Origin of the sequence: Micromonospora sp. NPDC048063 (assembly GCF_043202855.1) — a bacterium.
In the GTDB taxonomy this organism is placed as follows: domain Bacteria; phylum Actinomycetota; class Actinomycetes; order Mycobacteriales; family Micromonosporaceae; genus Micromonospora.
This window is the reverse complement of sequence record NZ_JBIDBG010000004.1, coordinates 688,819-713,469: the sequence shown is the minus strand read 5'-3', so window position 1 is coordinate 713,469 and position 24,651 is coordinate 688,819. Positions and strand designations below refer to the sequence as shown.

28 protein-coding genes, 1 tRNA gene and 1 pseudogene are annotated in these 24,651 nt (G+C 73.8%); 16 read left to right on the top strand and 14 right to left on the bottom strand.

Going from position 1 to position 24,651, the window contains the following annotated elements:
- A pseudogene (locus tag ACGFZ2_RS15100) lies at positions 1 to 250 on the top strand (transposase); the annotation flags it as partial.
- 337 nt (positions 251 to 587) lie between these two features.
- Here ACGFZ2_RS15100 and ACGFZ2_RS15095 read toward each other — a convergent pair.
- From ACGFZ2_RS15095 to ACGFZ2_RS15080, 4 genes are all read right to left on the bottom strand, one after another.
- Positions 588 to 1,985 carry a pentapeptide repeat-containing protein gene (locus ACGFZ2_RS15095; protein WP_393453633.1) on the bottom strand — a complete coding sequence of 466 codons (1,398 nt, stop codon included), beginning with the start codon at positions 1,983 to 1,985 and terminating at the stop codon, positions 588 to 590.
- A 911-nt stretch (positions 1,986 to 2,896) separates the two neighbouring features.
- Positions 2,897 to 2,968, bottom strand: a tRNA-Lys gene (locus ACGFZ2_RS15090).
- Positions 2,969 to 3,119: 151 nt separating this feature from the next.
- On the bottom strand, positions 3,120 to 3,311 hold the full coding sequence (locus tag ACGFZ2_RS15085; protein ID WP_363702472.1) for a DUF397 domain-containing protein: 192 nt from the start codon (positions 3,309 to 3,311) through the stop codon (positions 3,120 to 3,122).
- Positions 3,298 to 4,104, bottom strand: coding sequence for a helix-turn-helix transcriptional regulator (locus ACGFZ2_RS15080; RefSeq protein ID WP_393257322.1), 807 nt, complete (start codon positions 4,102 to 4,104; stop codon positions 3,298 to 3,300). The genes ACGFZ2_RS15085 and ACGFZ2_RS15080 overlap by 14 nt, the downstream gene beginning before the upstream one ends.
- A 257-nt stretch (positions 4,105 to 4,361) precedes the next feature.
- Between ACGFZ2_RS15080 and ACGFZ2_RS15075 the strand changes: the two genes are divergently transcribed.
- The 5 genes from ACGFZ2_RS15075 (at position 4,362) to ACGFZ2_RS15055 (ending at position 7,132) form a co-directional block, all read left to right on the top strand.
- Positions 4,362 to 4,622, top strand: coding sequence for a hypothetical protein (locus tag ACGFZ2_RS15075; RefSeq protein WP_393257324.1), 261 nt, complete (start codon positions 4,362 to 4,364; stop codon positions 4,620 to 4,622).
- Positions 4,619 to 4,867: a flavin reductase gene (locus ACGFZ2_RS15070; RefSeq protein ID WP_393453630.1), complete on the top strand. Its 249-nt coding sequence runs from the start codon at positions 4,619 to 4,621 to the stop codon at positions 4,865 to 4,867. Before ACGFZ2_RS15075 ends, ACGFZ2_RS15070 begins: the two co-directional genes overlap by 4 nt.
- Before the next feature lie 162 nt (positions 4,868 to 5,029).
- Positions 5,030 to 5,521, top strand: a complete 492-nt coding sequence (locus ACGFZ2_RS15065) for a DUF1772 domain-containing protein (RefSeq protein ID WP_393453627.1) — start codon at positions 5,030 to 5,032, stop codon at positions 5,519 to 5,521.
- Between the two features lie 116 nt (positions 5,522 to 5,637).
- Positions 5,638 to 5,940 (top strand): hypothetical protein, encoded by a 303-nt coding sequence (locus ACGFZ2_RS15060; RefSeq protein WP_393453624.1) that lies wholly within the window; start codon positions 5,638 to 5,640, stop codon positions 5,938 to 5,940.
- A gap of 118 nt (positions 5,941 to 6,058) precedes the next feature.
- Positions 6,059 to 7,132 carry an NAD-dependent epimerase/dehydratase family protein gene (locus ACGFZ2_RS15055; RefSeq protein WP_393453621.1) on the top strand — a complete coding sequence of 358 codons (1,074 nt, stop codon included), beginning with the start codon at positions 6,059 to 6,061 and terminating at the stop codon, positions 7,130 to 7,132.
- Positions 7,133 to 7,189: 57 nt separating this feature from the next.
- Here ACGFZ2_RS15055 and ACGFZ2_RS15050 read toward each other — a convergent pair whose 3' ends face one another.
- The 3 genes from ACGFZ2_RS15050 to ACGFZ2_RS15040 form a co-directional block, all read right to left on the bottom strand.
- Positions 7,190 to 7,939: a ZIP family zinc transporter gene (locus ACGFZ2_RS15050; protein WP_357699100.1), complete on the bottom strand. Its 750-nt coding sequence runs from the start codon at positions 7,937 to 7,939 to the stop codon at positions 7,190 to 7,192.
- 40 nt (positions 7,940 to 7,979) lie between these two features.
- Complete coding sequence (eis, locus tag ACGFZ2_RS15045) at positions 7,980 to 9,179, bottom strand: enhanced intracellular survival protein Eis (RefSeq protein WP_393453617.1); 1,200 nt, start codon at positions 9,177 to 9,179, stop codon at positions 7,980 to 7,982.
- 142 nt (positions 9,180 to 9,321) lie between these two features.
- Positions 9,322 to 10,041, bottom strand: coding sequence for a PP2C family protein-serine/threonine phosphatase (locus ACGFZ2_RS15040; protein ID WP_393453614.1), 720 nt, complete (start codon positions 10,039 to 10,041; stop codon positions 9,322 to 9,324).
- Between the two features lie 63 nt (positions 10,042 to 10,104).
- On the opposite strand from ACGFZ2_RS15040, the gene ACGFZ2_RS15035 reads away from it, so the two are divergent.
- Positions 10,105 to 11,214, top strand: coding sequence for an AAA family ATPase (locus ACGFZ2_RS15035; RefSeq protein WP_393257339.1), 1,110 nt, complete (start codon positions 10,105 to 10,107; stop codon positions 11,212 to 11,214).
- A 120-nt stretch (positions 11,215 to 11,334) separates the two neighbouring features.
- Here the strand turns inward: ACGFZ2_RS15035 and ACGFZ2_RS15030 are convergent, their stop codons facing one another.
- On the bottom strand, positions 11,335 to 11,802 hold the full coding sequence (locus ACGFZ2_RS15030) for a helix-turn-helix domain-containing protein (protein WP_393453611.1): 468 nt from the start codon (positions 11,800 to 11,802) through the stop codon (positions 11,335 to 11,337).
- A gap of 147 nt (positions 11,803 to 11,949) precedes the next feature.
- Between ACGFZ2_RS15030 and ACGFZ2_RS15025 the strand changes: the two genes are divergently transcribed.
- The gene (locus ACGFZ2_RS15025) at positions 11,950 to 13,266 is read left to right on the top strand and encodes a benzoate/H(+) symporter BenE family transporter (RefSeq protein WP_393453608.1); all 1,317 of its coding nucleotides are present in this window, start codon (positions 11,950 to 11,952) and stop codon (positions 13,264 to 13,266) included.
- 204 nt (positions 13,267 to 13,470) lie between these two features.
- Here ACGFZ2_RS15025 and ACGFZ2_RS15020 read toward each other — a convergent pair whose 3' ends face one another.
- The 4 genes from ACGFZ2_RS15020 to ACGFZ2_RS15005 all read right to left on the bottom strand — a co-directional run bounded on the left by ACGFZ2_RS15020 (position 13,471) and on the right by ACGFZ2_RS15005 (position 15,444).
- Positions 13,471 to 13,842 (bottom strand): hypothetical protein, encoded by a 372-nt coding sequence (locus tag ACGFZ2_RS15020; RefSeq protein WP_393257345.1) that lies wholly within the window; start codon positions 13,840 to 13,842, stop codon positions 13,471 to 13,473.
- Between the two features lie 74 nt (positions 13,843 to 13,916).
- The gene (locus ACGFZ2_RS15015; RefSeq protein ID WP_393257347.1) at positions 13,917 to 14,165 is read right to left on the bottom strand and encodes a hypothetical protein; all 249 of its coding nucleotides are present in this window, start codon (positions 14,163 to 14,165) and stop codon (positions 13,917 to 13,919) included.
- 82 nt (positions 14,166 to 14,247) lie between these two features.
- Positions 14,248 to 14,721 carry a large conductance mechanosensitive channel protein MscL gene (mscL, locus tag ACGFZ2_RS15010; RefSeq protein ID WP_393257349.1) on the bottom strand — a complete coding sequence of 158 codons (474 nt, stop codon included), beginning with the start codon at positions 14,719 to 14,721 and terminating at the stop codon, positions 14,248 to 14,250.
- 39 nt (positions 14,722 to 14,760) lie between these two features.
- Positions 14,761 to 15,444 carry an FCD domain-containing protein gene (locus ACGFZ2_RS15005; RefSeq protein WP_350701991.1) on the bottom strand — a complete coding sequence of 228 codons (684 nt, stop codon included), beginning with the start codon at positions 15,442 to 15,444 and terminating at the stop codon, positions 14,761 to 14,763.
- 50 nt (positions 15,445 to 15,494) lie between these two features.
- Here ACGFZ2_RS15005 and ACGFZ2_RS15000 point away from each other — a divergent pair, with 50 nt between their 5' ends.
- Entirely contained in the window at positions 15,495 to 16,802 is a 1,308-nt protein-coding gene (locus tag ACGFZ2_RS15000; RefSeq protein WP_393453605.1) for an MFS transporter, read from the top strand.
- Positions 16,803 to 16,812: 10 nt separating this feature from the next.
- Here ACGFZ2_RS15000 and ACGFZ2_RS14995 read toward each other — a convergent pair whose 3' ends face one another.
- A complete protein-coding gene (locus tag ACGFZ2_RS14995; RefSeq protein ID WP_092381119.1) occupies positions 16,813 to 17,169 on the bottom strand; it encodes an STAS domain-containing protein in 357 nt (118 codons plus the stop codon).
- Positions 17,170 to 17,331: 162 nt separating this feature from the next.
- Here ACGFZ2_RS14995 and ACGFZ2_RS14990 point away from each other — a divergent pair, with 162 nt between their 5' ends.
- The 6 genes from ACGFZ2_RS14990 to ACGFZ2_RS14965 are packed head-to-tail and all read left to right on the top strand — an operon-like array spanning position 17,332 to position 22,939.
- On the top strand, positions 17,332 to 18,192 hold the full coding sequence (locus ACGFZ2_RS14990) for an STAS domain-containing protein (RefSeq protein ID WP_393453602.1): 861 nt from the start codon (positions 17,332 to 17,334) through the stop codon (positions 18,190 to 18,192).
- Complete coding sequence (locus ACGFZ2_RS14985) at positions 18,192 to 18,605, top strand: STAS domain-containing protein (protein ID WP_393453599.1); 414 nt, start codon at positions 18,192 to 18,194, stop codon at positions 18,603 to 18,605. The genes ACGFZ2_RS14990 and ACGFZ2_RS14985 overlap by 1 nt, the downstream gene beginning before the upstream one ends.
- Positions 18,602 to 19,021, top strand: coding sequence for an ATP-binding protein (locus ACGFZ2_RS14980; protein ID WP_393257357.1), 420 nt, complete (start codon positions 18,602 to 18,604; stop codon positions 19,019 to 19,021). The genes ACGFZ2_RS14985 and ACGFZ2_RS14980 overlap by 4 nt, the downstream gene beginning before the upstream one ends.
- Positions 19,018 to 20,037: a SpoIIE family protein phosphatase gene (locus ACGFZ2_RS14975; RefSeq protein WP_393257359.1), complete on the top strand. Its 1,020-nt coding sequence runs from the start codon at positions 19,018 to 19,020 to the stop codon at positions 20,035 to 20,037. Before ACGFZ2_RS14980 ends, ACGFZ2_RS14975 begins: the two co-directional genes overlap by 4 nt.
- A 32-nt stretch (positions 20,038 to 20,069) precedes the next feature.
- Complete coding sequence (locus ACGFZ2_RS14970; RefSeq protein WP_393453707.1) at positions 20,070 to 21,398, top strand: sensor histidine kinase; 1,329 nt, start codon at positions 20,070 to 20,072, stop codon at positions 21,396 to 21,398.
- A gap of 2 nt (positions 21,399 to 21,400) precedes the next feature.
- On the top strand, positions 21,401 to 22,939 hold the full coding sequence (locus ACGFZ2_RS14965) for a SpoIIE family protein phosphatase (protein WP_393453596.1): 1,539 nt from the start codon (positions 21,401 to 21,403) through the stop codon (positions 22,937 to 22,939).
- 76 nt (positions 22,940 to 23,015) lie between these two features.
- Here ACGFZ2_RS14965 and ACGFZ2_RS14960 read toward each other — a convergent pair whose 3' ends face one another.
- Positions 23,016 to 23,864, bottom strand: coding sequence for a DUF6597 domain-containing transcriptional factor (locus ACGFZ2_RS14960; protein ID WP_393453593.1), 849 nt, complete (start codon positions 23,862 to 23,864; stop codon positions 23,016 to 23,018).
- A 31-nt stretch (positions 23,865 to 23,895) separates the two neighbouring features.
- Between ACGFZ2_RS14960 and ACGFZ2_RS14955 the strand changes: the two genes are divergently transcribed.
- Positions 23,896 to 24,468 (top strand): TIGR03086 family metal-binding protein, encoded by a 573-nt coding sequence (locus ACGFZ2_RS14955; RefSeq protein ID WP_393453591.1) that lies wholly within the window; start codon positions 23,896 to 23,898, stop codon positions 24,466 to 24,468.
- The last annotated feature ends 183 nt before the right edge of the window (positions 24,469 to 24,651 follow it).

The window sequence follows — 24,651 nt, the reverse complement described above, 5'->3', positions numbered from 1 at the left end:
GTTCACCCCGTTGGCTCGGTCGGATCAGCGGGCGAAGGGTGAGACGTATCTGCGGGGGCTGTTGCTGGATGGGCGGCGGAAGTCGATGCAGCCGATGGCGCAGCGGCTGGGGGTGGATCATCAGGGGTTGCAGCAGTTCGTGACGACCTCGACGTGGGACACCACGGGGGTGCGGATGCGGCTGGCCCGCCGGGCTCTCGACGTGGTCAAGCCGGTGGCGTGGGTGGTCGATGACACGGGCTTTCCGAAGGGCCGCCGATAGATCATCCCGATTCGGACACATCTGGCCGTTGAGCAGGACGTCAATCCTCATCGCTTCTCGACGTCTTACAGGGTTTTCCGGCCTCAGTTGTGCCGGATCTGTGCCCGATGATCATGGCCTCGACGGCGGCCGCCGCCGCACCGCTGCCATCCCGTCACCGTCGTCCCACACCACGGTGGAGCGGGCCCTGGTCTGCTCGGCTTTGCATGGGACGACGGTGACGGGATGGCATCCCCCTCAGCCGCCCCGTACCGTAACCGCCGCTCAGTCCCCGGCCATCCCCGAGCATGAGGCCCCCGCCGGAGGAGCTTCGTCGTCCGTTCGCTCACCGATGTCGAGGTCGCTCGCGATTCGTGGGGCCTTCATATCTGCTCCCACGGAGCGTCGCCCCCTCGAACCTGGCGTCGCCGCTGAACGTCGCCCTGTCGAACCTGGCGTCGCCGCTGAACGTCGCCCTGTCGAACCTGGCGTCGCCGCTGAACGTCGCCCTGTCGAACCCGGCGTCGCCGCTGAACGTCGCCCTGTCGAACCCGGCACCGCAGCTGAACGTCGTATCGCCGAACCAGACGTCGCTGCTGAACGTCGCCTGGCCGAACCAGGCGTGGCCGTTGAACGTTGCTCGGTCGAACCATGCGCGGCCGCTGAACGTCGCCTGGCCGAACCAGAAGTCGTCGCTGAACGTCGCCTTGTTGAACCAGGCATCGCCGCTGAACGTCGCCTGGCCGAACCAGATGCCGCCGCTGAACGTTGCTCTGCTGAAGTCTGCATTGTAGAGGTGGCATTTGGTGAAGTCGGCGTCTATGAGGGTTGCCTCCGTAAGGTCCAGAACGATCTTTGGGCCCCAGTAGGCGGGATTGACGTCTTCGTTTTCGATTTCGGGTCGTAGGTGTCGGGCGAGAATGCGTTGGGCTGCAAGGCGGACCTGACGTTCTTCGCGGGGTTCGGTGGCTGGCTTGTCGGGGTCCTTGGTGCCGGTGGCTTGCACCGGTGGCTTGTGTGGGGTCGATGTTTCCCCTGCAGCCGGTGCGTTATTGGTGCCGGGTGAAGGCTGGTCGTCGGGTGGGGTGTACGGCATGCGTAGGTAGGCGCATATGACCTCGACGATGCTCTGCCGGTGGACCGGGTTGTCTTGAGCGAGGCGTTCGAGGGCGTACAGGCCGGCGAGGCGCACCGGGGCCTTGTCGGCGCCGAGTTGGTCGGCCGCCTTGACATACAGCTCGGTGACTCTCTTCTCGCCGGCGTCGTACTCGGTGGCCTGCTGGGTGCGCTCTGCCAGCTGCTGCCGGCGAACTGCCAGCAGTAGAGCAAATGCACCGGTGACGGCGGCTCCGATGGTCAGACCGGTCCGGATACTGTCCACCCGCAACCGAGCCCGCTGCACCTGGTCACCGACTGCGGGCAGGGTGTTCTGCAACCAGAGCACCGCCGCCCCAGTGACTACTGCCACGACAACCGCTCCGACCAAGATCACCCACGCCCGCAACGGCCGCACCTGCCGGTCCGGTGGTGTCGGTGCCGCCGACGCCTGGTGACCTTCCTGGTTGGTCCGCCACCACAGCCGTGCGCCTAAGAGCAACAGCGCCAGGCTCACTGTTGCCGGCAGTAGCACCGACCACCCAGAGGCCAGGACACGCCACCACGATGCGGGAACGTGGAGCAGCATCACACCGAGCAACCCCGCCACACCGACAGCGATCAGAAGAACACTCAGACGTCTCGTCACACTGTGGAATCATGCCCGTACAAGGCAATCAACCTCGTGCCTGTAGCGGGGGCGCCGATCCGGCGAGTGTGCTACCCAGGGTTCCTGCCGTGACCAGCACTCTTGACCCCCCTGAGGCTTGTCCCGGGGCGGCGGGTGCTCCTGGTGCTCGTCAACGCTGGCGGCTCAGCTCCGGCTGCTTCTCCGGTTTCCTATTCTCCCGCACCTCCCTGACCAGGGCGGCCCTCATCGCTTCTCGACGTTTTACAGGGATTTCCAAGCTCAGTCGTGCCGGATCTGTGTCCGATGATTTTGGCTGAGCATCGAAGTCGATCAAGTCCGAGCAAGATTATTAGAGTGCCTGACGTGACGCGGGAAGCCCTTTCAAGGCGGTGGCCCTGGGTTCTCTTGTCCTTCATCGCCATGGCGTGCACAGGTGCGCTGGCCGTTCCTGCAGCGTGGGCGGTGAAAGTTTAGGTTGAGGCGGAACAGGGAGAGCGCGCCCCCGATGCGGCAGTGGCTGTCTATTTGCTGCGGCTGAGTAGCGGGAATGATGGCGGGCTGCGTCGAGTGCTTACCGACGATCGCCGTGACGAGCTGGTGCGTCAGTGGCGCGCTTACCGGGCGCAAATGTCAGGGTCCGCCATGCCGCCCAGCAAGCTGGAATCGGGTCCGTTGCAGGTCGACCACCTCCGCGACGGTGTCGCCCTGGTGGTCACCGAGGTCTACGCGGTTTGGTGGCACGACCAGCTATCGCAGTCGCAGCCGGCATCCGTGGCGCTTCGGGGTCCGAGAAGATCGGGGCGGTTGGCGGGTCTGGACGGTCAAGGCTCCGGCTTGGTGTGGCGACACCAAGATCGGAGTTGAGTTGTGCCCTGGTTGTGCCCGATGATCTTCGTCCGACGTTCTCACAGCTCAGGGGCGGTTTGTAGTGGGCCGCCAGGGACTCGAACCCTGAACCTATGGATTAAAAGTCCACAGCTCTGCCATTGAGCTAGCGGCCCGCGCGATCAGGTTACCGGACGTCGGACGGCGGCGGCTCTCGGCTTCCGCGCCGCCGTCGATACATGCAGCTCACCGAGGGTGCGCCGAGGTGCGGCCACGGAGGCACCCGCCCCGGTCGGGGACGGGCGCATCCGGGCGTACAGGAGGCGGTCAGGCTCGCCCGGCGGTCCGGGCGACGAAGGCGCGCCAGGCCGTGGGGGCGAAGGTCAGGGCCGGGCCGGTCGGGTCCTTCGAGTCGCGGACGGCGACCACGCCGGGCAGGTTGTCGGCCACCTCGACGCAGTTCCCGCCGCTCGCTCCGCTACGGGTTGCCTTGCGCCAGCGGGCGTTACTGAGGTCCATGTTGGCTCTCTACTTCCTTGAGCAGGTCGATGGACTGCCGGCGGGGCAGAGCCTCGTTACGCACACTTTCCCACCGAGCTTGAAGCGTAGCTACGTCATCGTCTTTGTCGATGACGACACCGGCAAGCTGGTTCTCCAGGTGCCCGACCCACACGCCCTCCCTGGAGCGTGCCAGGGCGAACGGTCCCGACAGGCCCACATGCAGCCCGCTCGACGCAGGGATGACGTGGACATGGATGTGTGGCAGCTCGGCGAGAGCGATCAGGTGGGCGATCTGCTGCGCCATGACGGCACCGATGCCGTCGCCGTAGCGGCGCAGCGCTGACTCGTCGAGTACCGCGACGAACTGGGGTGGTCGATCGCTCGTCAGGATTTTCTGTCGCTCCACCCGAGCCGACACGCGCTGCTCCACCTCGTCAGTGGTGAGGATGTCGACTGACCGAAGCACGGTGCGGGCGTAGTCCTCCGTTTGAAGCAGACCGGGGATCAGGTTCGGCTCGAAGTAGCGGAGTTGGGTCGCCGCGCGTTCGGCGTCGAGCCAGGGGAGGAACCAGGAGGGCGCGCCGACGCTGGCGACGAGCCGTTCGAAGAGCCCGCCGGTCTTGAGCGCCCGGTCGGCGCCCTTGATGAAGTCCATCGTCAGGGCGCGGGTGCCGCCCTCGACGGCGCTGACGTGCGACGCGCTGAACCCGGCACCCCGGCCGAACGTCTCCTGCGTCATGCCGGCACCACCTCGGGCGCGGCGGATCTCGGCCACGACGAAGGCGGCGAGCGGACTCGGCACGTCGGCCATTCAGGGCCTCCCAGTTTGAAGATCGACTACCCAGGGCGCCACCCGCCGGGCGCGGCTTCGGCCAGCCCCACCCGGACGCCCGCAGAGCCTTCCGAGCGTAGTCGCCTCCACAGCAGAGTGTCACCAGCGAGGGCCGCTCGTGGAGCACTGGCCGGGGGCGGTCCTCGCGGGGGGCCGCCCCCCGGAGTTGAGCATCCGTCGGCGGCCCCCGTCGAGCACCGGACAGGCCACGGACAGGCGACGGATGGGAGGCGGGCGTGACGGGCAACAGGCCGCGCCGGGAGGGCGCGATCGTGACGGGCGAGGTCATCCGCGTGCCGGAGGACTCCTACCGGTTCGGCACCGGGATCCTCACGCTGTACGTCACCGAGATCCTCAGCCGGGGGCCGTTCGAGGGCGCGGAGTGGGTCGAGCTGCGCGGTCGGGAGCTGACCCCGGACGGCACGCTCCGGCCACGCGAGCGGTACGCCTTCGTCCGGGTGGACCGGGCGACCGTCGTCACGGTGCCGGCGCGGTGACCCGCCGCCGCGACCACCTGCCGTCCCGGCCCACCTGGCGCTGCGCGGCCTGCGGGATCGCCTGGCCCTGCTCGGCGGCGAAGCTGCGGCTGCTCGGCGAGTACCGCACCGACCGGACCGCGCTGCTGATCTATCTCGGCACCCTTCAGGCCGAGGCGGCCGGGCAGCTCGCGGAGCTGGACGGCGAGCGGTCGTGCACCGACCTGGCCGAGCGTTTCACCGGCTGGGCCCGCCCGCGCGGGTAGGCCGCCCCCTGATCCCGCCCGGGCCGGTCTTCCCGTGGGCCGGTCCGGGCGGTCCCCTCGTCGTGCGGTGGACGCTCGCTTATCGGGTCGAGCGGTCCGGCCATGGCCGGGAGGATCACGCCCCGGTTGACTGGCGGGGACGACGACGGGGGAGGAACACCTGTGTTCGAGACGATCCGCACGGCCGCCCTGGCCGGGGCGACCCTGACCACCGGGCTGATGGCGGGGCTGTTCTTCGCGTTCACCTGCGCGGTCATGCCGGGTCTCGGCGCGACCGACGACCGGACGCTGATCGGCACCATGCAGTCGATCAACCGGAAGATCCTCAACGGCTGGTTCCTGGGCGCGTTCCTCGGCGCGCTGCTGCTGCTCGCCCTGGCCGCCGCCCTGCACCTGACCCGGGGCGGCCCGGCCCTGCTCTGGACCGTCGCCGCGCTGGCCTGCTACCTGGTCACCTTCGTCGTCACCGTACGCCTCAACGTGCCGCTGAACGACCGGCTGGAGGCCGCCGGCCCGGTGGACCGGATCGGCGACCTGGCCGAGGTGCGGGCCTGGTTCGAGGTGGCCTGGGTGCGCTGGAATCTGATCCGCACGCTCTCATCGGTGGCCGCGTTCGCCTGCCTGATCGGCGCCCTGCTGACCCGGCGCGGTTGACCGCCCGGCCCGGCACGCCGGCACCGCCCGTCACCCGCCACCCGCCACCGCCAGGAGGCCGGCAGGCCGGGAGGCCGGCAGGCATGGGCGGGCCGGCGCGGGGGAACCGTGCCCGCATGAGGATCAGCAGCACCCCGGCCGTCGCGGCCTCCGGCGAGGAGACCGGCCCCGACGGCGTACGGGAGCCGGCCGGCGAGGTGCACGCCTGGCTGCCGGGCCAGAACCAGACCGTCTGCGGGCTCCCGCTCAGCCGGACCCGGCTGCGCCGCTTCCCCCACGTGCGGTTCGAGTACCGGTCGACGGACGTGCTCACCGAGGCGGACCCGGTCGGCTGGATCTGCCCGCGCTGCCTGGCCGCCTCGGACGGCCGGCGCCGGGACGAGAAGAAGAGCTGGGTGCGCCACTCGCCCCGCCCCTGACGGTCGCCCCGCCCCTGACGGTCGCCCCGCCCCTGACGGCCGTCCCGCCCCTGACGCCGCCCCTGATGGCTGCCGGGCGCGGCGATTGGCGGGCGGCTGACCGGGTACGGGGTCGGGCATGCGGATCGTGGTGGTGGGCGCGACCGGCAACGCCGGCACCGCCCTGTTGCGCCGGCTGCGCCGGGAACGCGGAGTGGATCTCGTCGGGGTGGCGCGCCGGCTGCCGGGGCCGGACGCCGGTGAGCCGTACGACCAGGTGGAGTGGCACTCCTGCGACGTCGGGCTGCCGGGCGCGGCCGACCAGCTCGCGGAGGTCCTCGCCGGGGCCGACGCGGTGGTGCACCTGGCCTGGCAGATCCAGCCCAGCCACGACCAGCGGGTGCTGCGCCGGACCAACGTCGGCGGCAGTGCGGCGGTGGTCAACGCGGTGGTCCGCGCGAACGTGCCGGCCCTGGTGGTCGCCTCGTCGGTCGGCGCGTACGCGCCCGGCCCGAAGGACCACCCGGTCTCCGAGCGCTGGCCGGCGACCGGGGTGCCCGGCTCGTCGTACAGCCGGGACAAGGCCGAGGTGGAGGCGTTGCTGGACCGGGCCGAGCGGGAGCACCCGGGGCTGCGCGTCGTGCGGGTGCGGCCCGGCCTGAACTTCCAGCGGGCGGCGGCCACCGAGATCACCCGCTACTTCCTCGGCCCGTTCGCGCCGGTCCGGCTGCTCCGCTTCGGCCGCATCCCGCTGGTGCCGACGCACCGGCGGCTGCGGATGCAGGCGGTGCACACCGACGACGTCGCCGACGCGTACGCCCGGGCGGTCCTGGGCGACGCGCGCGGTCCGTTCAACGTCGCGGCGGACCCGGTGCTGACCCCGGAGCTGGTGGCCCGACACTTCCACGGCTGGACGGTGCCCGTGGCCGCCCCGGTGCTGCGCGCCGCCGCCGCGCTCACCTGGCGGGCGCGGCTGCAACCGATCGACGCCGGCTGGGTGGAGCTGGCACTGAACGCGCCGCTGATGTCGAGCGAGCGTGCCGAGGCGGAGCTGGGCTGGCAGCCTCGGCACGACGCGGTCAGCGCGCTGAAGGAACTCTTCGCCGGGATAGCCGACGGCGCGCGCACCGCCAGCCCGGCGATGTCCGCCGCAGGTGGCCGCCCCGCCGCGCTGCTGCGGGGCCGCCCCGCCGGCCACGGCAACCCCTACTGACGCACGCCGCCCCGACCGGCCCCGGGAAGCAGGGGCGGACGCCCCGCCGGGGACGGGTCACGGGCGGGAGAGGGCGAAGGCGGTCAGGAATCCGGCCACGGTGACGAGGCCGACCAGCAGGTGGGCGTCCTCGAACGCCTCCGGGACCATGGTGTCGGTGATCATCGCGAGGATGGCGCCGGCCGCCAGCGCGGTGATCGCCGCGAGCGCCGCCGGCGGGGCGTCGCCGAGCAGCGTGAAGCCCGCCACCGCCGCCACGCCGCTGACCAGGGCGATCGCCGACCAGAGCGCGAAGACGTACCGCCGGGAGCGGCCGGCCCGGCGCATGCCGGCCGCGCTGGACAGGCCCTCCGGCACGTTGCTGAGGAAGACCGCGACCACGGTGACCAGGCTGACCGGCCCGCCCGCCAGCAGGCTGGCCCCGATCACCACCGATTCGGGTACGCCGTCCAGCAGCGCGCCGACCGCGATCGCGGAACCCGAGCCGGGCCGCTCGCCCTCGGAGGGCTGCCGGTCGCCGGAGCGCTTGCGGTGCCGCGCGCCCCACCGGGCGAGCAGCACGTTCGCCAGGGTGTAGGCCAGCGCGCCACCGGCCGCGCCGAGTGTCGTGGGCAGCAGGCCGCCCTTCTCGTGCGCCTCCGCGATCAGCTCGAACGAGACGGCGGAGAGCAGCACCCCCGCCCCGAACGCCATGACCGACGCGATGACCCGCTGCGGCACCCGGGCGAACCAGCCCACGGCCGCCCCGAGCAACAGGGCGGACCCGGCCAGCAGCCCCCACCCACCCGCCTGCAACCACTCCGGCATTCCCGGGACCGTACCCCGTCGGTGCGCCCGCCAACCGGGGTCAGAAGTCGGCGAACAGGTACGGCAGGTGACGCGGGAAGAGGCGGCGCAGCTCCGCCGCCGCGTCCGCCGGCACCTCGCCCAGCCCCCGCAGGCCCACCTCCACCGGGTCGAGCACCCCGTACGCCAGGGCCGAGATCCCGGCGGCGGTCAGCGTGGCGGTGGGCGGCTCCCCGGCGGTGGCGGCGGCGCCGGTGACCAGTTCCAGCGCGCCGGTCGTGCCGTCCAGCAGGTACGACCCGGCCAGCCAGCGGTCACCGGTCAGCTCGACGCGCACCCGGCCCGGCCCCGTGGGCAGCCCGGCCAGCGCGTCCACCGACAGCAGCCGGGCCATCGGCGCCGACGAGCCCGGCCGGGCCACCCGCGCCTCGACGTGCACGGCCAGGTCGGTCAGCCACAGCTCCGGCGCCTCGTCGACGGGGAGCAGGACGCTCACCCGCTCCACCTGGTCGACGTGCTGGGCGAAGAACCGCAACAGCAGCGCGCGGGCCACCGGGTCGGTGACGAGCAGGTCGTCGGCGACCAGCGTGCCGCCGTGGTCGTCGATCCGGTAGGTCACCGCGCCCGTGACCGTCCCGCCGACCCGGGCGGTGAGCAGCCACCGCTCGTCGCGGTCGCGCAGCCCGACGGCCCGGTAGTCGGGGAAGATCGCGAAGCCGTGCCGCTCGCGCAGACAGCGCTCGGTGAACTCGCGCCAGGTCGGGTAGCCCGCGCCGATCCGCTCCCAGCCCACCTCGCCCGGCAGGTCGGCGCGGAGCAGTTCGCCGAGGTCGGCCGGCGAGAAGGTGGCCGTGCGGGCCTTCGGCAGCCCGACGTAGCCGAACCGGGCGTAGAACGACGACCGGAACGGCCAGAGCGCGGTCAGCGCGTGCCCCTCGTCGCGCATCTCGTCGAGCAACTGGTGCAGCAGGGCCCGGACGTGTCCCTGCCGGCGGGCCAGCGGGTGGGTGGCCACCCCGGCGACGCCGGCCATCGGCAGCACCGTGCCGCGCAGGTTCTGCCGCATGGGCACCGCCGAGGCGGCGGCCACCGTCGTGCCGTCGGCCTCCGCGACCAGCGTCCGGTTGCCCTCGTTGTACGGCAGGTAGTCGCGGTACTCCTCCGTCCGGCCGGCGCGGGCCGGCGACGTCTCGAACGCGTACGCCTGGAGCGGGAAGCTGGTGGTCAGGCGCTCTTCGGAGTGCACCCGGCGGATGGTCATCCGCCAATCCCATCCCGGCTTCCCGGTCGACGCAACCGTAATCCGGGGAACGGCCGGGACCGCGCCTCGCCGCGGGGCCGCCGATCGGCACCTGACACCACCCGGCCGGCCCGGATTCTCGCGTACGGGAAACCGGGCCGCGTCAGACGGCGGTGACGTCGGAGATTACGACGGTGACGTTGTCCGGCGCGCCGGCCTGGTGGGCGAGCTTGACGAGCTGCTCGCCGCACTGCTGGCGGTCGGCGTACGTGGTCAGCGCCGCGGCGATCGTGGCGTCCTCGACGTAGTCGGACAGGCCGTCGCTGCACAGCAGCAGCCGGTCGCCGGCGGCCACGGTCAGCATCCCGATCGCGGGCGGCGTGTCCGCGCCCTGCACCGCCCGGGTCACCAGCGACCGCTGCGGGTGGTGGCGTGCCTGCTCCGGCGAGAGCGCCCCCTGGTCCACCAGCGCCTGGACGAAGGTGTCGTCCCGGGTGAGCTGGGTGAGCCGGGCGTCGCGCAGCAGGTAGCAGCGGGAGTCGCCGACCTGGGCCAGCACCAGCGCGTCCCCGGCGAGCAGGGCGGCGGTGAGCGTCGTACCCATGCCGTCACGGGCCGGGTCGACGGTGATGGCGGCGTGGATGCGCTGGTTGGCGGTGCTCACCACGGCCCGCAGCGCGTCGGCGGCCTCGTCGGGGGTGGTCGGCGGGCTCAGCTCGTCGAGGATGCGGATGACGATCTCGCTCGCCACCTCGCCCGCGGGCAGGCCGCCCATGCCGTCCGCGACCGCGACGAGGCGGTCACCGGCGAGGGCGGAGTCCTCGTTGTTGGTGCGGACCAGGCCGATGTCGTTGAGGATGGCCGAGCGGAGGATCAGCGTCATGGGGTCAAGCTTGCCAAGAACACCCTGCCGCCGTCTCTACGCACTACTGCGTAGGGTGTGGGAATGATGCCGGTGTCCATGGTCGGGCGCGCCGGTGAGCTGGCCGAGCTCGACCGGGCGTGGTCCACCGTGGCCGATTCCCGGCGCTCCGCGCCGGCCGTCGCGGTGATCACCGGTGAGGCCGGGGTGGGCAAGTCACTGCTGGTCGCGGCCGCCCTGGACGCCTTCGCCCCGCGCCCGGCGGTGGTGCTCTCCGGCGCGGCCCGGGTGCACAGCCCCGCCCCGTACGACTGGCTGGCCGCCGTTCTCACGGGTCGGGACACGAGCGGGCTCGACCTGCCGCCGGACGCGCTGGCCTGGCTGGCCCAGCAGCCCACCGCGCCGCGCGAGCGCTACGCGCCGGGCACCCTGCTCCGGCTCGCGGTGCGGGTCGTCCGGCTGCTGGTCGGCACCGGCCCGGCCGTGCTGGTGGTGGAGGACCTGCACGCCCTCGACCCGGCCAGCCTGAACCTGGTCGGCGAGCTGGCCACCGCCGCCGACCTGCCGGCGCTGCTGGTCGTGGCCACCCGGCCCGCCGCCGACGCGGTCGCGCCGGACCTCGCGGTCCGCGCGCTGGCCCGGCTCTGCGGCGTCCGGGGCGCCGTCCGCCAACACCTCGGACCGCTGCTCCCGGCCGAGGTCGCCGAGGTGCTGACCCAGGTGTACGCCGACCCGCGCCCGTCCGGTCGCCTGGCGCGCGCGGTCTGGCGGCGCACCGGCGGCAACCCGTACGCGCTGACCGAACTGCTCGCCGCGCACGCCGGCCAGGGGCCCGAGGCGTTGCTCCGCCCGCCGCCGCCGGCACCACCGGCCCGGTCGACGGCGGCGGCCCGGCCCACGGCGGCGGCCCGGCCCACGGCGGCCCGGTCGGCACCGGCGTGGTCGGCGGCGGTGGCGCCCCGGCCGGCCGACCCGGTCGACGCCGAGCTGACCGGGCGGGAGATCGAGGTGCTGGGCTGCCTGGTCGCCGGGATGTCCAACAAGCAGGCCGCGCGGGCGCTCGGCATCTCGGTGCGGACGGTCACCGTGCACGTGTCCAACCTGCTGCGCAAGACCGGGTCGGCGTCGCGTACGGAGGCGGCGATCTGGGCGGTGCGGCGGCGGTTGCCGGCGCGGACGCCGGTCGACGGCTGAGCCGCCCCGCGCGACCGGACCGCCGGGCCGGCCGGCCCCATCGTGCGTGGCCGGGCCGTTGAGCCGCCGCGCCCGACCCCGCCGCCGGCCGGCCGCCCCGGTGCCGTCGGTGCTGCGGGGTCAGCGGCGGGGATAGCGGAGCAGGAGGCTGGCGGCGACCTCCTCGTCGCCGACGGCGGCGTACACGTGCGGCACGTCCGACGTCCAGCGCAGGTGCTCGCCGGCGGCGGCCGTCAGCGGCGCGTCCACCGGGCCGGCGCGCAGCACGCCCGCGAAGACGGCGATGTGCTCGGTGACGCCCGGCTGGTGCGCGGGGGAGAGCTGCTCCGGGCCGGGCGCGACCAGCATCCGGTACAGCTCGTAGGTGGCGTCGGTGTCCTCGAAGACCTCCAGCAGGACGGCGGTGACCGCCGCGCCGCGGACGGTCGGTCCGGCGGCCGGTCCCGAGAGCACGGCCGTCAGCGGCACGCCGAGCTGTGCCGTGATCGCGTAGAGCGTCTCCAGGGTCGGGTTGCGGGTGCCGTTCTCCAGCCCGGAGAGCGTCGCCTTCCCCACCCCGGCCAGCCGGGCGAGGGTCGACAGGGACATCCCCCGTTCCTCGCGCAGCGCGCGTACCCGGCGGCCGACGGCGTCGGCTCCCGGATCGGGGTGCGGTGGGCGGGCTGGTGACGGGTGCGGCACCCCGCTATCGTGCTACAGGTTCTTGTTCCGTAAACGGAACGATCGGGGGGTGGGATGGCGGGACGGACACAACCGTTGCTGGCGGGCGTGGTGACCGCGCTGGTGGGGTTCGCCAGCTCGTTCACCGTGGTGCTGGCCGGCCTGCGGGCCGTCGGCGCCACCGACGCGCAGGCCGCCTCCGGGCTGCTCGCGGTCTGCGTCGCGTCCGGGATCTCCGCCGTCTGGCTGGGCCTGCGGCACCGGATCCCGATGAGCGTCGCCTGGTCCACCCCGGGCGCGGCGCTGCTGGTCGCCACCGGCCCGATGCCCGGCGGGTGGCCCGTCGCCGTCGGGGCGTTCCTCGTCTCAGGCGTGCTGATCGTGGCCGCCGGGCTGTTCCCGGCGCTCGGTCGGGCCGTCGCGGCGATCCCCCGGCCGATCGCGGGCGCCATGCTGGCCGGCGTCCTGCTGCCGCTGTGCACCGCCCCGGTCCGCGCGCTGGTCGAGGTGCCCCGGCTGGCCGCGCCCGTGGTACTGGCCTGGCTGCTGCTGCACCGGTTCGCGCGCCGCTGGGCGGTGCCGGGCGCGCTGGTCGTGGCGGTGGCGGCGATCGCGCTGACCGCCCCGGTCGCCGGCCTCGGCGGCGCGCGGCTGCTGCCCGCCGTCGAGCTGACCGCGCCGGCCTGGAGCGTCTCCGCCCTGGTCGGCCTGGCGCTGCCGCTCTTCCTGGTCACCATGGCCGCGCAGAACGTGCCCGGGATGGCGGTGCTGGTCGGCTACGGCTACCGGCCGCCGTTCGGGGCCGCGCTGCGGGCGACCGGGCTGACCAGCCTGGCCGCCGCGCCCGCCGGCGGGCACGCGGTCAACCTCGCGGCCATCACCGCCGCGCTGGCCGCCGGCCCGGACGCCCACCCCGACCCGGACCGGCGCTGGATCGCCTCGGTCACCGCCGGCACGGGGCTGGCCCTGCTCGGCCTGGGCGCCGGGGCGGCCACCGCGTTGATCGCGCTCGCCCCGCCGGTGCTGATCGAGGCGGTCGCCGGGCTGGCGCTGCTCGGCGCGCTGGCCACCGCGCTCACCTCGGCGCTGGCCGAGCCGGCCGCCCGGGAGGCCGCGGTGGTCACGTTCGTGGTCACCGCCTCCGGGGTGACCCTGCTCGGCGTGGGCGGCGCGTTCTGGGGCCTGGTCGCCGGCGGGCTGATGCTCCTGCTCTTCCGCCGCCGCTCCGACGACCCGGCCGCGTCGCAGCCCGCCCCGCCCGAGCCGGCTACCGCGCCCGAGCCGGCTACCGCGCCCGAGCCGGTGGCCGTGTCGCTCCGGCCGGCTCCGGTCGGGTCGGACTTCCCCGCCGGCGCCGCGTCGCCGCGCGGCGCCCGGGTCGACGGCGGCTGACCCTCCGCGCCCGGGTCGGCGGCGACTGACCCTCCGCGCCCGGGTCGGCGGCGGCTGACCCTCCGCGCCCGGGTCGGCGGCGGCTGACCCTCCGCGCCCGGGTCGACGGCGACTGACCCTCCGCGCCCTGTCGGGCCGGATCGTCCACGACATCAGCTCGACGGCGTGCGGGCGTACCGGCCCGGGGCTGACCGGGCGCCGGCGTCACTCCTCCGGGGGCAGGGCGCCGGCGGGGACGTCGAGGCGTACCCGGCCGTCGGCGACGGTGGCGATCTGCTCGGCGAGCACGTAGACCGCGCCGGTGCGCGCCAGGTCGGTGGAGACCTTCAGGTAGCCGCTGTGCAGCAGCCGGGCCGCCAGGTCGGCCGGCACGTCCGGCTCCTCGACCGCCGTCGACTCGATCAGCTCGTCCAGGCTGCTGCCCGGATCGGCGGTCGGCGCCTGCACGGTCACCGCGTTCGGGTCGCCCCGCTGCACGAGGTCGACCGTGCCGACCTCGGTGCCGTCGACGTCGACCACCCGCATGCCCGTGGTGACCCGGGAAACCATCGCCTGCCGCTCGGTGCCCTGATTCATTCTGGCGCGGTTCCCGGCCCCCGCTCCGGCTAAACCGCCCGCGCCGTGCCCCGTACCCGCCCGTCCGGCCTTCCTCACAGCTCGGGGGACCAGGCGCTCGGTGGCCGGGGGGAGAGTTCGCGCCAGCTGTCGGTGCCCTGGAGCAGCGCCCGGACCGTCTCCTCGGCCTCCTCGGCGCTGTCGTACTCGTAGAACTGGGAGACGCCCTCGGAGCCGCCGGCGCGCTGCTCGACGTGCCACCGGTCGGCGTCCACCCGGAGGAAGACGTCCCGCCGCGCCAGCCGGCCCCATTTCCCGTTCCACCAGTGCTTCCGCTGCTCCATGGCGGGGACTCTATCGAACATGCGTACGAAAAAGTGCGGCCCCCGCGGGATTCCCGCAGGGGCCGATGTGCCTGTGCCGGATTCAGCGCGGAGTGGGCGGTTCCGGCCGGCGGCCGAGCACGTCGTCGAGCGCGCCGCGCTGCTGCCCGGGGGTGGTGTGGCCGGCGGCGACCAGGGCGTCCCGGATCTCGGTGAGCAGCTTGACCTCCTCGCTCGGCGCCTTCGGCGGCGGCTCCTCGCCCCGCTTGCGCCGCTCGGCCAGCCTGTTCATCGGGTAGACGACCAGGAAGTAGAGCGCCGCCGCGGTGAGCGCGAAGGTGATGATCGCGTTGATGAAGCTGATCCAGTCGAACTCGACACCCCGGACCTTCCACGCCGCGCCCTGAAGGCCGCCCTCACGGCCCGTGGCCACGAGCGTGATCAACGCGATCAGCGGCTTGAGGAACGAGTTGGTGAGCTGCGTGACCACCGCCGTGAACGCGGCGCCGATGACGACGCCGACCGCCAGGTCGACGACGTTCCCGCGCATGATGAAGTCTTTGAAGCCCTTGAGCATCCGTACTCCCGAGGTGTCCGGTCTTCCGTCCGGCACAACCTATGCCCCGGGTGGCGGCTCCAGAAAAGCACCGGCCTCGATCGCCGCCCGGCCCGGGTCGCCGGCGCGGATCGCCTCGACCAGCCGGGAGTGGTCGACGTAGCGCTCCGGCTCCAGCGCGCCGCCCATCGACTGGGTGATCGTGCTGCGCAGCGCGGCGCCGACCGAGGCGTACAGCTCGGCGAGCATGCCGTTGTGCGCGGCCGCCACCACGGCGGTGTGCAGCGCGGCGTCGGCCTCCACGAACTCGTCGACCCGGCCGCCGAGCCAGGCCGCCTCGCGCACGGCGAGCGCGTCGTCGAGCGCGGCCAGGTCCTCGGGCGTACGCCGCAGCGCGGCGAGCCGGGCCGCCTCCACCTCGAAGGCGCGCCGCACCTCGACGACCTCGGCCGCCCGGTCGACGGTGAGCCGGCGGGCCACCACCGGGGCCAGCTCGTCGGTCGACACCACGTACGTCCCGGAGCCCTGCCGGCACTCCAGCACCCCGGCGTGCACCAGCGCCCGCACGGCCTCGCGGACCGTGTTCCGCCCCACGCCGAGCGCCGCTACCAGCTGCGGCTCGGTGGGGATCCGACCGCCCACCGGCCACTCGCCGCCGAGGATCCGCTCCCTGAGCTGCGCGATGGTCTGCCGAACGCGGTGCCCACGGGGCGGCGCGGTGGCGGAATCAACCGACGGTGGCACTGGTTACAACTCCTGCCCGGAATTCATCCCATGATTGTAGGTTCAACGGTATGACCCCGCCACCGCCCACCGCCACCGCCACCGCCACCGCCGCCGACCCGATCCCGGCCCCGGACGGCGTGCCGGTCGCCCCCGCGGTGGAGCGGGCGAAGCCGGGCCGGCCCGCGCACCCGGCCACCGGGGGCGTGCTGGTGCTGGTCGGGATGCTGCTGGTCGCGGTGAACCTGCGGGCCGCCGTGACCAGCCTCGGGGCGCTGCTCGACGAGGTGCGGGACGGCCTGGGGCTCTCCGGGGCGATGGCCGGCCTCGTCACCACCCTGCCCACCATCGCCTTCGCGGGGCTCGGCGCGCTCACCCCGTGGCTGGTCCGCCGGTTCGCCCCGGCCCGGGTGCTGGTGGTCGCGATGCTCGCGCTCGCCGCCGGTCAGGTGCTGCGGGTGGTCACCGACTCCGCCCTGGTCTTCGTGCTCACCAGCGCGCTGGCGCTGGCCGGCATCGCGGTGGCGAACATCCTGCTGCCGATGCTGGTCAAGCAGCACTTCCCGCACCGCACCGGGCTCGTCACCGGGGCGTACACGATGGCGCTGACCCTGGGCACGTCGGTGGCCGCCGCGTCTGCGGTGCCGGTGGCGCACGCCTTCGGCTCCTGGCGGGTCGGGCTCGGGGTCTGGGCCGGGCTGGCCGCAGTGGCCGTGCTCCCGTGGGTGCCGCTGGCGCTGCGGGCGCGTGCCGCCGCGCGGCGGGCCACCCCGACGGAGGCCGTCGCCCCCCGCACCCGGATCCGGCCCGGCCGCACCCGGCTCGGCTGGGCGATGGCGGTCTACTTCGGAGCGCAGTCGCTCAGCGGATACGCGATCATGGGCTGGCTGGCCCAGCTGTTCCGGGACGCCGGCTACCACCCCGAGACGGCCGGGCTGCTGCTCGCCGGGGTGACCGCCCTCGGCGTGCCCATCGCCCTGCTGATGCCGACGCTGGCCGGCCGGCTGCGGACGCTGCGCCCGCTGGTGCTCTCGCTGACCGCTGCGTCGACCCTGGCCTACCTGGGGCTCGCCCTGGCCCCGCACGGCGCGGCGCTGCTCTGGGTGGCCCTGCTGGCGATCGGGCAGGGCGCGTTCCCGTTGATCCTGACGGTGATCGGCCTGCGGGCCCGGACCGCCGAGGGAACCGTCGCGCTGTCGGCCTTCGCGCAGAGCACGGGCTACGTCATCGCCGCGCTGGGGCCGCTGCTGGTGGGCATCCTCTACGAGGCGACCGGCGGATGGACCGCCCCGATCGGGTTCCTGCTGGCGGCGCTGGCCGTGCAGACCGCCGCGGGCCTGGTGATCGCCCGCCCCCGGCACATCGAGGACGAGGCGTGAGGAGGAACGGTCAGGAGGAGGCCGGCGTGGGGTCGCCCGCCACGGCCTGGTCGACCGTCGGGTAGGTGTGCAGCACCTCGACGAGGCCGCTCACCTCGAGGATGCGGAGCACCCCCCGCTGCGGGGCGGCCAGCCGCACCACGCCCCCGGCCTCGTCGCAGCTGTTCTTGGCGCGGACGAACACCGACAACCCGGTGGAGTCGCAGAACGAGACGTTCGCCAGGTCGAAGACGAGCCGGCTGCGGCCCTTGTCGAGCAGGTCGGTGATCTGGTCCTGCAACTGCGGTGCGGTCGCCATGTCCAACTCGCCCGCGACCGACACGACGACCACGTCGCCGCGCTGTTCCGTGTGCACCGTCAAGGACATTCGCCAGACCTCCCGTTATCGGGGAAACGGTATCCCACGATCGGGGTGGTACGCAGAACGGGAACCGGTATCCGGTGGTCACCGTCATTCGCTTGCCGTGCAGCAACTAGCGACCCGGCCTCCGGTGATAGAGTCCGCCGGTCCAGGTCGAAGGGGGTTGCCATGGCGCTGAGCGCCGAGGAGAGCGGCCGGCTCGCGAGTCTGCTGACAGGTCATGCCGAGCGGATCACGCAGCGTTGGACAGAGATCGTCGCCGGGTCGCTGCGCGGGCGACTCAGCCAGGGGGAACTGCGCCGGCAGGTGCAGGAGCTGCACGGCAGCATGGTGACCGCCGCCGAGCACGGGGCCGTCGACCTCGACGCCGAGCAGGCCACCGAGCTGCGCGCCGTGCTCGCCGAGCTGTCGCGGGGCCGGGCCCGACAGGGCTTCTCCGCCTCCGAGACCGCGATCAGCGTGTTCGCGGTCAAGGAGGCGCTGCTGGAGCTGATGGAGGCCGAGGGCGGCTCCGGGACGCTCCGCGACTACGTCGCCTTCTCCGGGCTGATCGACCAGATGGGCCTGTTCACCTTCGAGAGCTTCGTCCGCACCCGCGAGAGCCTCATCGCCGACCAGGCGGAACAACTGCTCGAACTCTCCACCCCGGTGGTGAAGCTCTGGGAGGGCGTCGTCGCCGTGCCGCTGGTCGGCACCCTCGACTCGGCCCGCGCCCAGGTGGTGATGGAGCGGCTGCTCCAGACCCTGGTCGACACCGGCTCGCCGTACGCGATCATCGACATCACCGGCGTACCGGCGGTGGACACCCAGGTCGCCCAGCACATCCTGAAGACCGTGGTGGCCGCCCGGCTGATGGGCGCGGACTGCATCATCTCCGGCATCCGGCCACAGATCGCGCAGACCATCGTGGCCCTGGGCATCGAGTTCGGCGACATCGCCACCAAGGCCAGCCTCGCCGACGCGCTGCGGCACGTGCTCCGGCTCACCGGGGTCGAGACCGCCCGCCGGCTGCCGCGCCGGGAGGCGTGATGGAGCGGGTGCCGATCCTCAAGATCGGCGAGATCCTGCTGGTCTCCATCCAGGTCGACATGTCCGACCAGACGGCGGTCCAGCTCCAGGAGGACCTCGCGGAGCGGATCGTCGCGACCGGCTGCCACGGCGTGATCATCGACATCACCGCCCTGGACATCGTGGACTCCTTCGTCGGGCGGATGCTGTCGACCATCGCCTCGATCTCCAGGGTGCTCGACGCCGAGACGGTGGTGGTCGGAATGCGGCCCGCCGTCGCCATCACCCTCGTCGAGCTGGGCCTGTCCCTCAACGGCATCCGGACGGCGCTCAACGTCGAACGGGGCATGGAGCTGATCGCGGCGGCGCGCGCGGACGAGCACGAGTTCGCGTTCGACGACGAACCGGACGCCGATACGACGGCCTCCTCATGACCGCGGGCGTCGACCTGGGCCAGCCGCAGGCGCAGGCGATCCGCGGCGACGAGGACGTGGTGCGCGTCCGGCAGCTGGTGCGTACGGTGGCGGTGGCGGTCAAGCTCTCGCTGGTCGACCAGACCAAGGTGGTCACCGCGGCGAGCGAGCTGGCCCGCAACACCCTGGTGTACGGCGGCGGCGGCACCGTCGAGGTGGGCACGGTGGACAACGGGACGCGGCGGGGCGTACGCATCGTCTTCGCCGACCGCGGCCCGGGCATCGCCGACCTCGACCTGGCACTGACCGACGGCTACACGACCGGGGGCGGGCTCGGCCTCGGGCTCAGCGGCGCGCGCCGGCTGGTCGACGAGTTCGACATCCAGACGGCGGTGGGTGAGGGCACCCGCATCACGGTCACCAAGTGGTCCAGATGACCGAGGACGTGGTCCCCGACCGTGGCATCTGGTTCCGGGTGGAGACCGGCAGCGCCGCCAGCGCGGTGCGCCGGGCCGCCGAGCGGCTCGGCGACCAGCTCGACCTGGGGGAGGCCCGCACCGCCGACCTCGCGATCGTCGCCGCCGAGCTGACCAGCAACCTGGTCAAGCACGCCGAGGACGGCATGCTGCTGCTGCGGCCCGCCCGGCACGAGCGGGAGGCCGGCGTGGAGCTGATCGCGATCGACGCCGGGCCGGGGATGGCCGACCTGACCGTCTCCTCGCAGGACGGGCACTCCACCACGGGCACGCTCGGCATCGGTCTCGGCGCGATCGTCCGGCAGGCCAGCTGGTTCGACGGCTACTCCCGGCCGGGGCGGGGCACGGTCCTCGCCGTCCAGGTCTGGCCGGACCGCGCCGGTGGGCGGGAGCGGCCCTGGGCCGGCGCGCTCACCCGGCCGCTGACCGGGGAACCGGTCAGCGGCGACGGGTACGCCTGGCGGATCGTGGAGGGCCGGCGGCAGGTGCTGGTCTGCGACGGCCTGGGGCACGGGCCGCTCGCCGCCGCCGCCACCGACGCCGCGCTCGACGCGTTCCGCCGGGCGCCGGCGGGGCCGCCGGCCGCAGTGGTCCAGCACCTGCACCGGTCGATGACCCACACCCGGGGCGCGGCGCTGGCCGTCGCGGAGCCGGACCCGTCGGCCGGGGTGCTGCGCTACGCCGGGCTGGGCAACATCTCCGCCGCGGTCGTCGGCGCGGCCGGCCAGCGCCGGGGCCTGGTCTCGCTGCCCGGCATCGCCGGGCACCAGCGTCCCCCGGTCCGGGAGTACGACTACCCCTTCGAGGCCGGCGCCCTGCTGGTGATGCACAGTGACGGCGTGGTCGACCGCTGGCAGCTCGCCGACTGTCCCGGTCTCGCCGACCGGTCGCCCGTCGTGGTGGCCGCGTCGCTGCTGCGGGACGCCGGCACCCGCCGCGACGACGCGTGCGTCCTGGTCGCCCGGGCGTGGTCGTGACCGGGCCGACCGGGGCGGTGCCGCTGCTCCAGATGGTGCTGCGGGTCGAACACGACATCTTCGTGGTCCGGCAGCGGGGCCGCGAGGTCGCCGCCGCGGTCGGGCTGGAGCACCAGGACCAGGTACGCGTCGCCACGGCGCTCAGCGAGGTGGCCCGGGACCTGCTGCGCGCGGTCGGCGGGGCGGACGTGACATTCACCCTGGTCCACGACGCCGTTGGTGGTGGGCGGCACCTGCGGGTGGACCTCCTCCCGGTGCGCCCGCTGCCCGACGGGCGGTACGAGCCGCAGTCGGGTGCGGTGGCGCGGTTGGTGGACATGTTGGGCGTCGTGACCGGGGAGGGGGATACGGTCGTGAGGATGTCCCGACGTGTCCCGGTCACCGCCGAGGTGCTGACCCCGGAGCGTCTCGCCGAGCTGCGCGCCGAACTCGGCCGGAACGCCCCGGGCAGCGCCCTCGACGAGTTGGCCGCGCAGAACGCGCAACTGATCGCAGCCCTCGACGAGGTACGCAGCCAGCGCGACGAGCTGGCCGTGCTCAACGAGGAACTGGCCGAGACCAACCGCGGCGTGATGGCGCTCTACAACCAGCTCACCGAGGAGCTGGAGGAGACCAACCGCGGCGTGGTCGCGCTCTACGCCGAGCTGGACGAGAAGTCCGCCCAGTTGCGGGCGGCCAGCGAGTCGAAGAGCCGGTTCCTGGCGAACGTCAGCCACGAGCTGCGCGCCCCCGTCACCGCGATCATGGGACTCGGCCGGCTGCTGGGCGACTCCGCCTCCGACCCGCTCACCGCCGAGCAGGCCCGCCAGGTCGGGCTGATCCGCTCCTCGGCGAGCGACCTGCTCACGCTGGTCAACGAGCTGCTCGACCTGGCCAAGGCCGAGTCCGGCCGGATCGAGCCCGACTGGGCCGAGGTGGACCTGCGGCCGATCTTCGGCCAGCTGCGCGGCACGCTGCGGGCCCTGGCCACCCGGCCGGAGGTCGAACTGGTGGTGGAGGAGCCGCCGGCCCCGGCCACGCTGCGCACCGACGAGGTGCTGCTCGCCCAGGTGCTGCGCAACCTCCTGCACAACGGGCTCAAGTTCACCGAGCGCGGGGAGGTCCGGCTGCGGGCGGAGCGGCGGGGCGACCGTTGGCTGCTGTCCGCCTCGGACACCGGCCCGGGCATCGCGCCCGAGCAGCACGACCGGATCTTCGAGGAGTTCTACCAGGTGCCCGGCGCGACCCGGGTGGGCGGCACGGGCCTCGGCCTGCCGTACGCGCGGCGGCTGGTGACCCTGCTCGGCGGCACCCTGGAGCTGGCCAGCGAGCCCGGGCGGGGCAGCACGTTCACCGTCAGCCTGCCCGTGGGCGGAGCGTGACGGTGGAGGTCGGCCCGGCGACCGTGCTGGTGGTCGACGACAGTCGCACCAAGCGGTACCTGCTGGTCAGCTGGCTCTCCCGCGCGGGTTTCACGGTGCTGGAGGCGGAGACCGGCGGCGAGGCCCTGGCCCGCGTCGGCGTGGACCCGATCGACCTCGTGGTGCTCGACGTGCGGCTGCCCGACCTGAGCGGGTTCGAGGTCTGCGAACGGATCAAGGCCGCGCACCCGGCGATGCCGGTGATCCACGTGTCCGCGCACGCGGTCGACGTCGTGGACCGGGCGCAGGGGCTGACCCGGGGCGCGGACGCGTACCTGGCCGAGCCCATCGAGCCGGAGGAGTTGGTCGCCACCGCGCACGCGGTGCTGCGCTACTACCGGGCGCGGCAGCGGGCGGAGCTGCTCGCCGAACGGCTGCTCGGGCTGGCCGACACCACAGTGGCGATGCACTCCGCGCCCAACTTCGCGCGGCTGCTGGAGACGGCGGCGGCCGGGGCGGCCCAGATCTTCAAGAGCCCCGCCGCGGTGGTCGCCGAGACGTTCGACGGCGACTGCGTCGCCGGGGTCGCGGGCGGCCCCGGCGGCACGGCCACGATCGTCCCGTGGCTCGTGGACGACAGCGGCGTGCCGATCGGGACGATGGTCCGGGTGGACGACCCGGCCGGCTGGGGCCTGGTCGACTGGCCGGCGGGGGACACGGTCACGGTGGCCGCCGCCCGGCTCCGCGAGGACCGCCCGCCGCTCTACGTCGTCGTGCCCACCGCGACGCAGACCGCCCGCACCCCCGTGCTGGTGCAGCTCGCCCAGGCCGTCGCGTCGGCGGTGGAGGCGCAGCGCTCCTTCGACGAGGAGCACCGCATCGCGGTCACCCTCCAGCGCAGCCTGCTGCCGCGCCGGATTCCCGAGATCAACGGGCTCGACCTGGCCGTGCGCTACGAGCCGGCGAGCGCGCAGACCGAGGTGGGTGGCGACTTCTACGAGCTGGTGATGCTCGACGGCCACCTGCTGCTGGCGATCGGCGACGTGGCCGGCCACTCGCTGCACGCCGCGACCGTGATGGCCGAGCTGCGGCACGCGGTGCGGGCGTACGCGGTGGAGGGACACCAGCCGGGCGAGATCCTGGAGCGGGTCAACGAGCTGATGCGCACCCTGCTCCCCACGGAGCTGGCCACGATCTGCCTGCTGCTGCTGCACCCGCCCACCGGCCGGGTCCGGCTGGCCAGCGCCGGGCACCTGCCGCCGGTGCTCAGCCTGGACGGCAAGGTGGAGTTCGTGCAGCACTCGGCGCCGCTGCTCGGGGTGCGCGCCCAGCGACCGCCCGACCTGGAGTTCGTGCTGCCGGCCGGGGCGACGCTGGTGTTCTACACCGACGGCCTGATCGAGCGGCGGGACACCACGATCGACGACGGGCTGGCCGCCCTGGCCGTGGCCGCCGGGCGGATCGACGACGACCTGGACCGGTTCTGCGAGCGGCTCCTGGTCGAGCTGGCCCCGCCGGAGATCCAGGACGACGTCGCCGTGGTCGCCCTCCGCCGCCGCTGACGTGTAAGGAAGGGCACCTTGTTAACGCCTGGCGCTGTGGAAGGGGCCCTTCCTAACTCCGGCAGCCGCGCCCGGGTCAGCCGACCGAGCGGGCGTACGCGGCAGGCGACACGCCGATGACGGCGGTGAACTCGCGGACCAGGTGGGCCTGGTCGCTGTAGCCGAGGTCCGCCGCGAGCGCCGCCCAGTCCGGCGGGCCGCCCGCGGCCTGCTCGACGGCCTCCTGGAGCCGGTACCGACGGATCACCCACTTCGGGCCGACGCCGACGTGCGCGAGGAACAGGCGTTGCAGCCGGCGGACGGAGAGCCCGTGCCGCCGGGCGAAGTCGTCCACCCGCAGCACCGTCCGGTCGGCGCGGATCGCCTCGACCAGGCCGATCACCTCGTCGGTGACCGGGTCGGCCGCCGGCGCCCAGCCGAGCAGCAGGTCGTCCAGCGCTCGGCAGCGCTCGGCGTCCGTACCGTCGCAGCGGCCGGCGGGCGGCGGCCCCTCGGCGGCCGACGCGGCGGCGACCAGGGCGGCGGCCGGCGGCCAGCGGTCGGCGAGCGACGGGACCGGCCACCGCCGCCCGGTGAGCTCGGCGACCGACCGCCCGCGCCAGAACGGCCGGAAGCCGCCCGGCCGGAACTGGACCCCGCTGACCCGGCCGACGCCGGACAGCGTGATCGAGAACAGTTTCCGCCCCACGCCGGCCACCTCGGCGGTCTCCGGGCCGTCGCCGTCGCGCCGGAACACCACGTTCACCGCCGGGTGCGGCACGACCTGCTGCGTGAGCGGCTCGGTCAGCTCCCAGTCGACGAGCCAGTAGTGCTCGACGTACGGCCGGAGCGCCACGGCGGGCAGGTGCCGGCGGAAGCGGACCTGGCGCAGCAGCCGGGCCGGGTCCAGGATGCCCCGGCTGTCCCCGCGCGGCTGCTGTCGCATTTCTTCAAGACCATCCTCATACGCTGGCCGTATGGCAACCCAGACTAGTGACCTGCTGGCGGCGGCCGCGCCGCCGACCGTGGCGGTGGTGCGTGGCATCGCCGACGACCAGCTCGACCTGCCGACGCCCTGCCGCGAGTACGCGGTGCGCGACCTGCTCGACCACCTGTTCCAGGTGGTGGTGAACTTCCAGGCCCTCGCGGCGAAGCGCCCCGTCGAATGGGCGGACAAGCCCGGCCGTCTCACGGACGGTTGGCGCGACCGGTTCGAGGCCGAGACGCGGCGGCTGGTCGACGCCTGGTCCGACCCGTCCGCCCTGGAAGGCGTCTCGCCGGGGATGGGCCTGCCGCAGAGCACGGTCGGCGGCATGGTGCTGCTGGACCTGACGGTGCACGGCTGGGACCTCGCCGTCGCCACCGGCCAGCCGTTCCGGCCCGCCCCGGAGGCGACGGCCGCGCTGCACGAGCTGGTGGGGCAGCTCGGGCCGCAGGCCCGGAAGATGGGCGTCTTCGCGGAACCGGTGTCGAGCGCCGCCGACCTGCCGGAGTTCGACCGGCTGCTCTGCCACACCGGCCGCGACCCCGGCTGGCCCCCGGCCGCCTGAGCAACACCGGCTGCGCGGCTCGCCGCCGCACGGGCCTCCGGCCTGCTGTTCCTCGGTGCCCGGCGGTGGAGAAACTTTGGGGAACCTGAGCTGTGTAACGCCGGTGGCGACGTGGGCGCTGTTCGCCCTGGAGGCCCGGCCGGATCGGGCCCTGGCCCGGGCCGGAAGGCCCGTCGCGCGTGG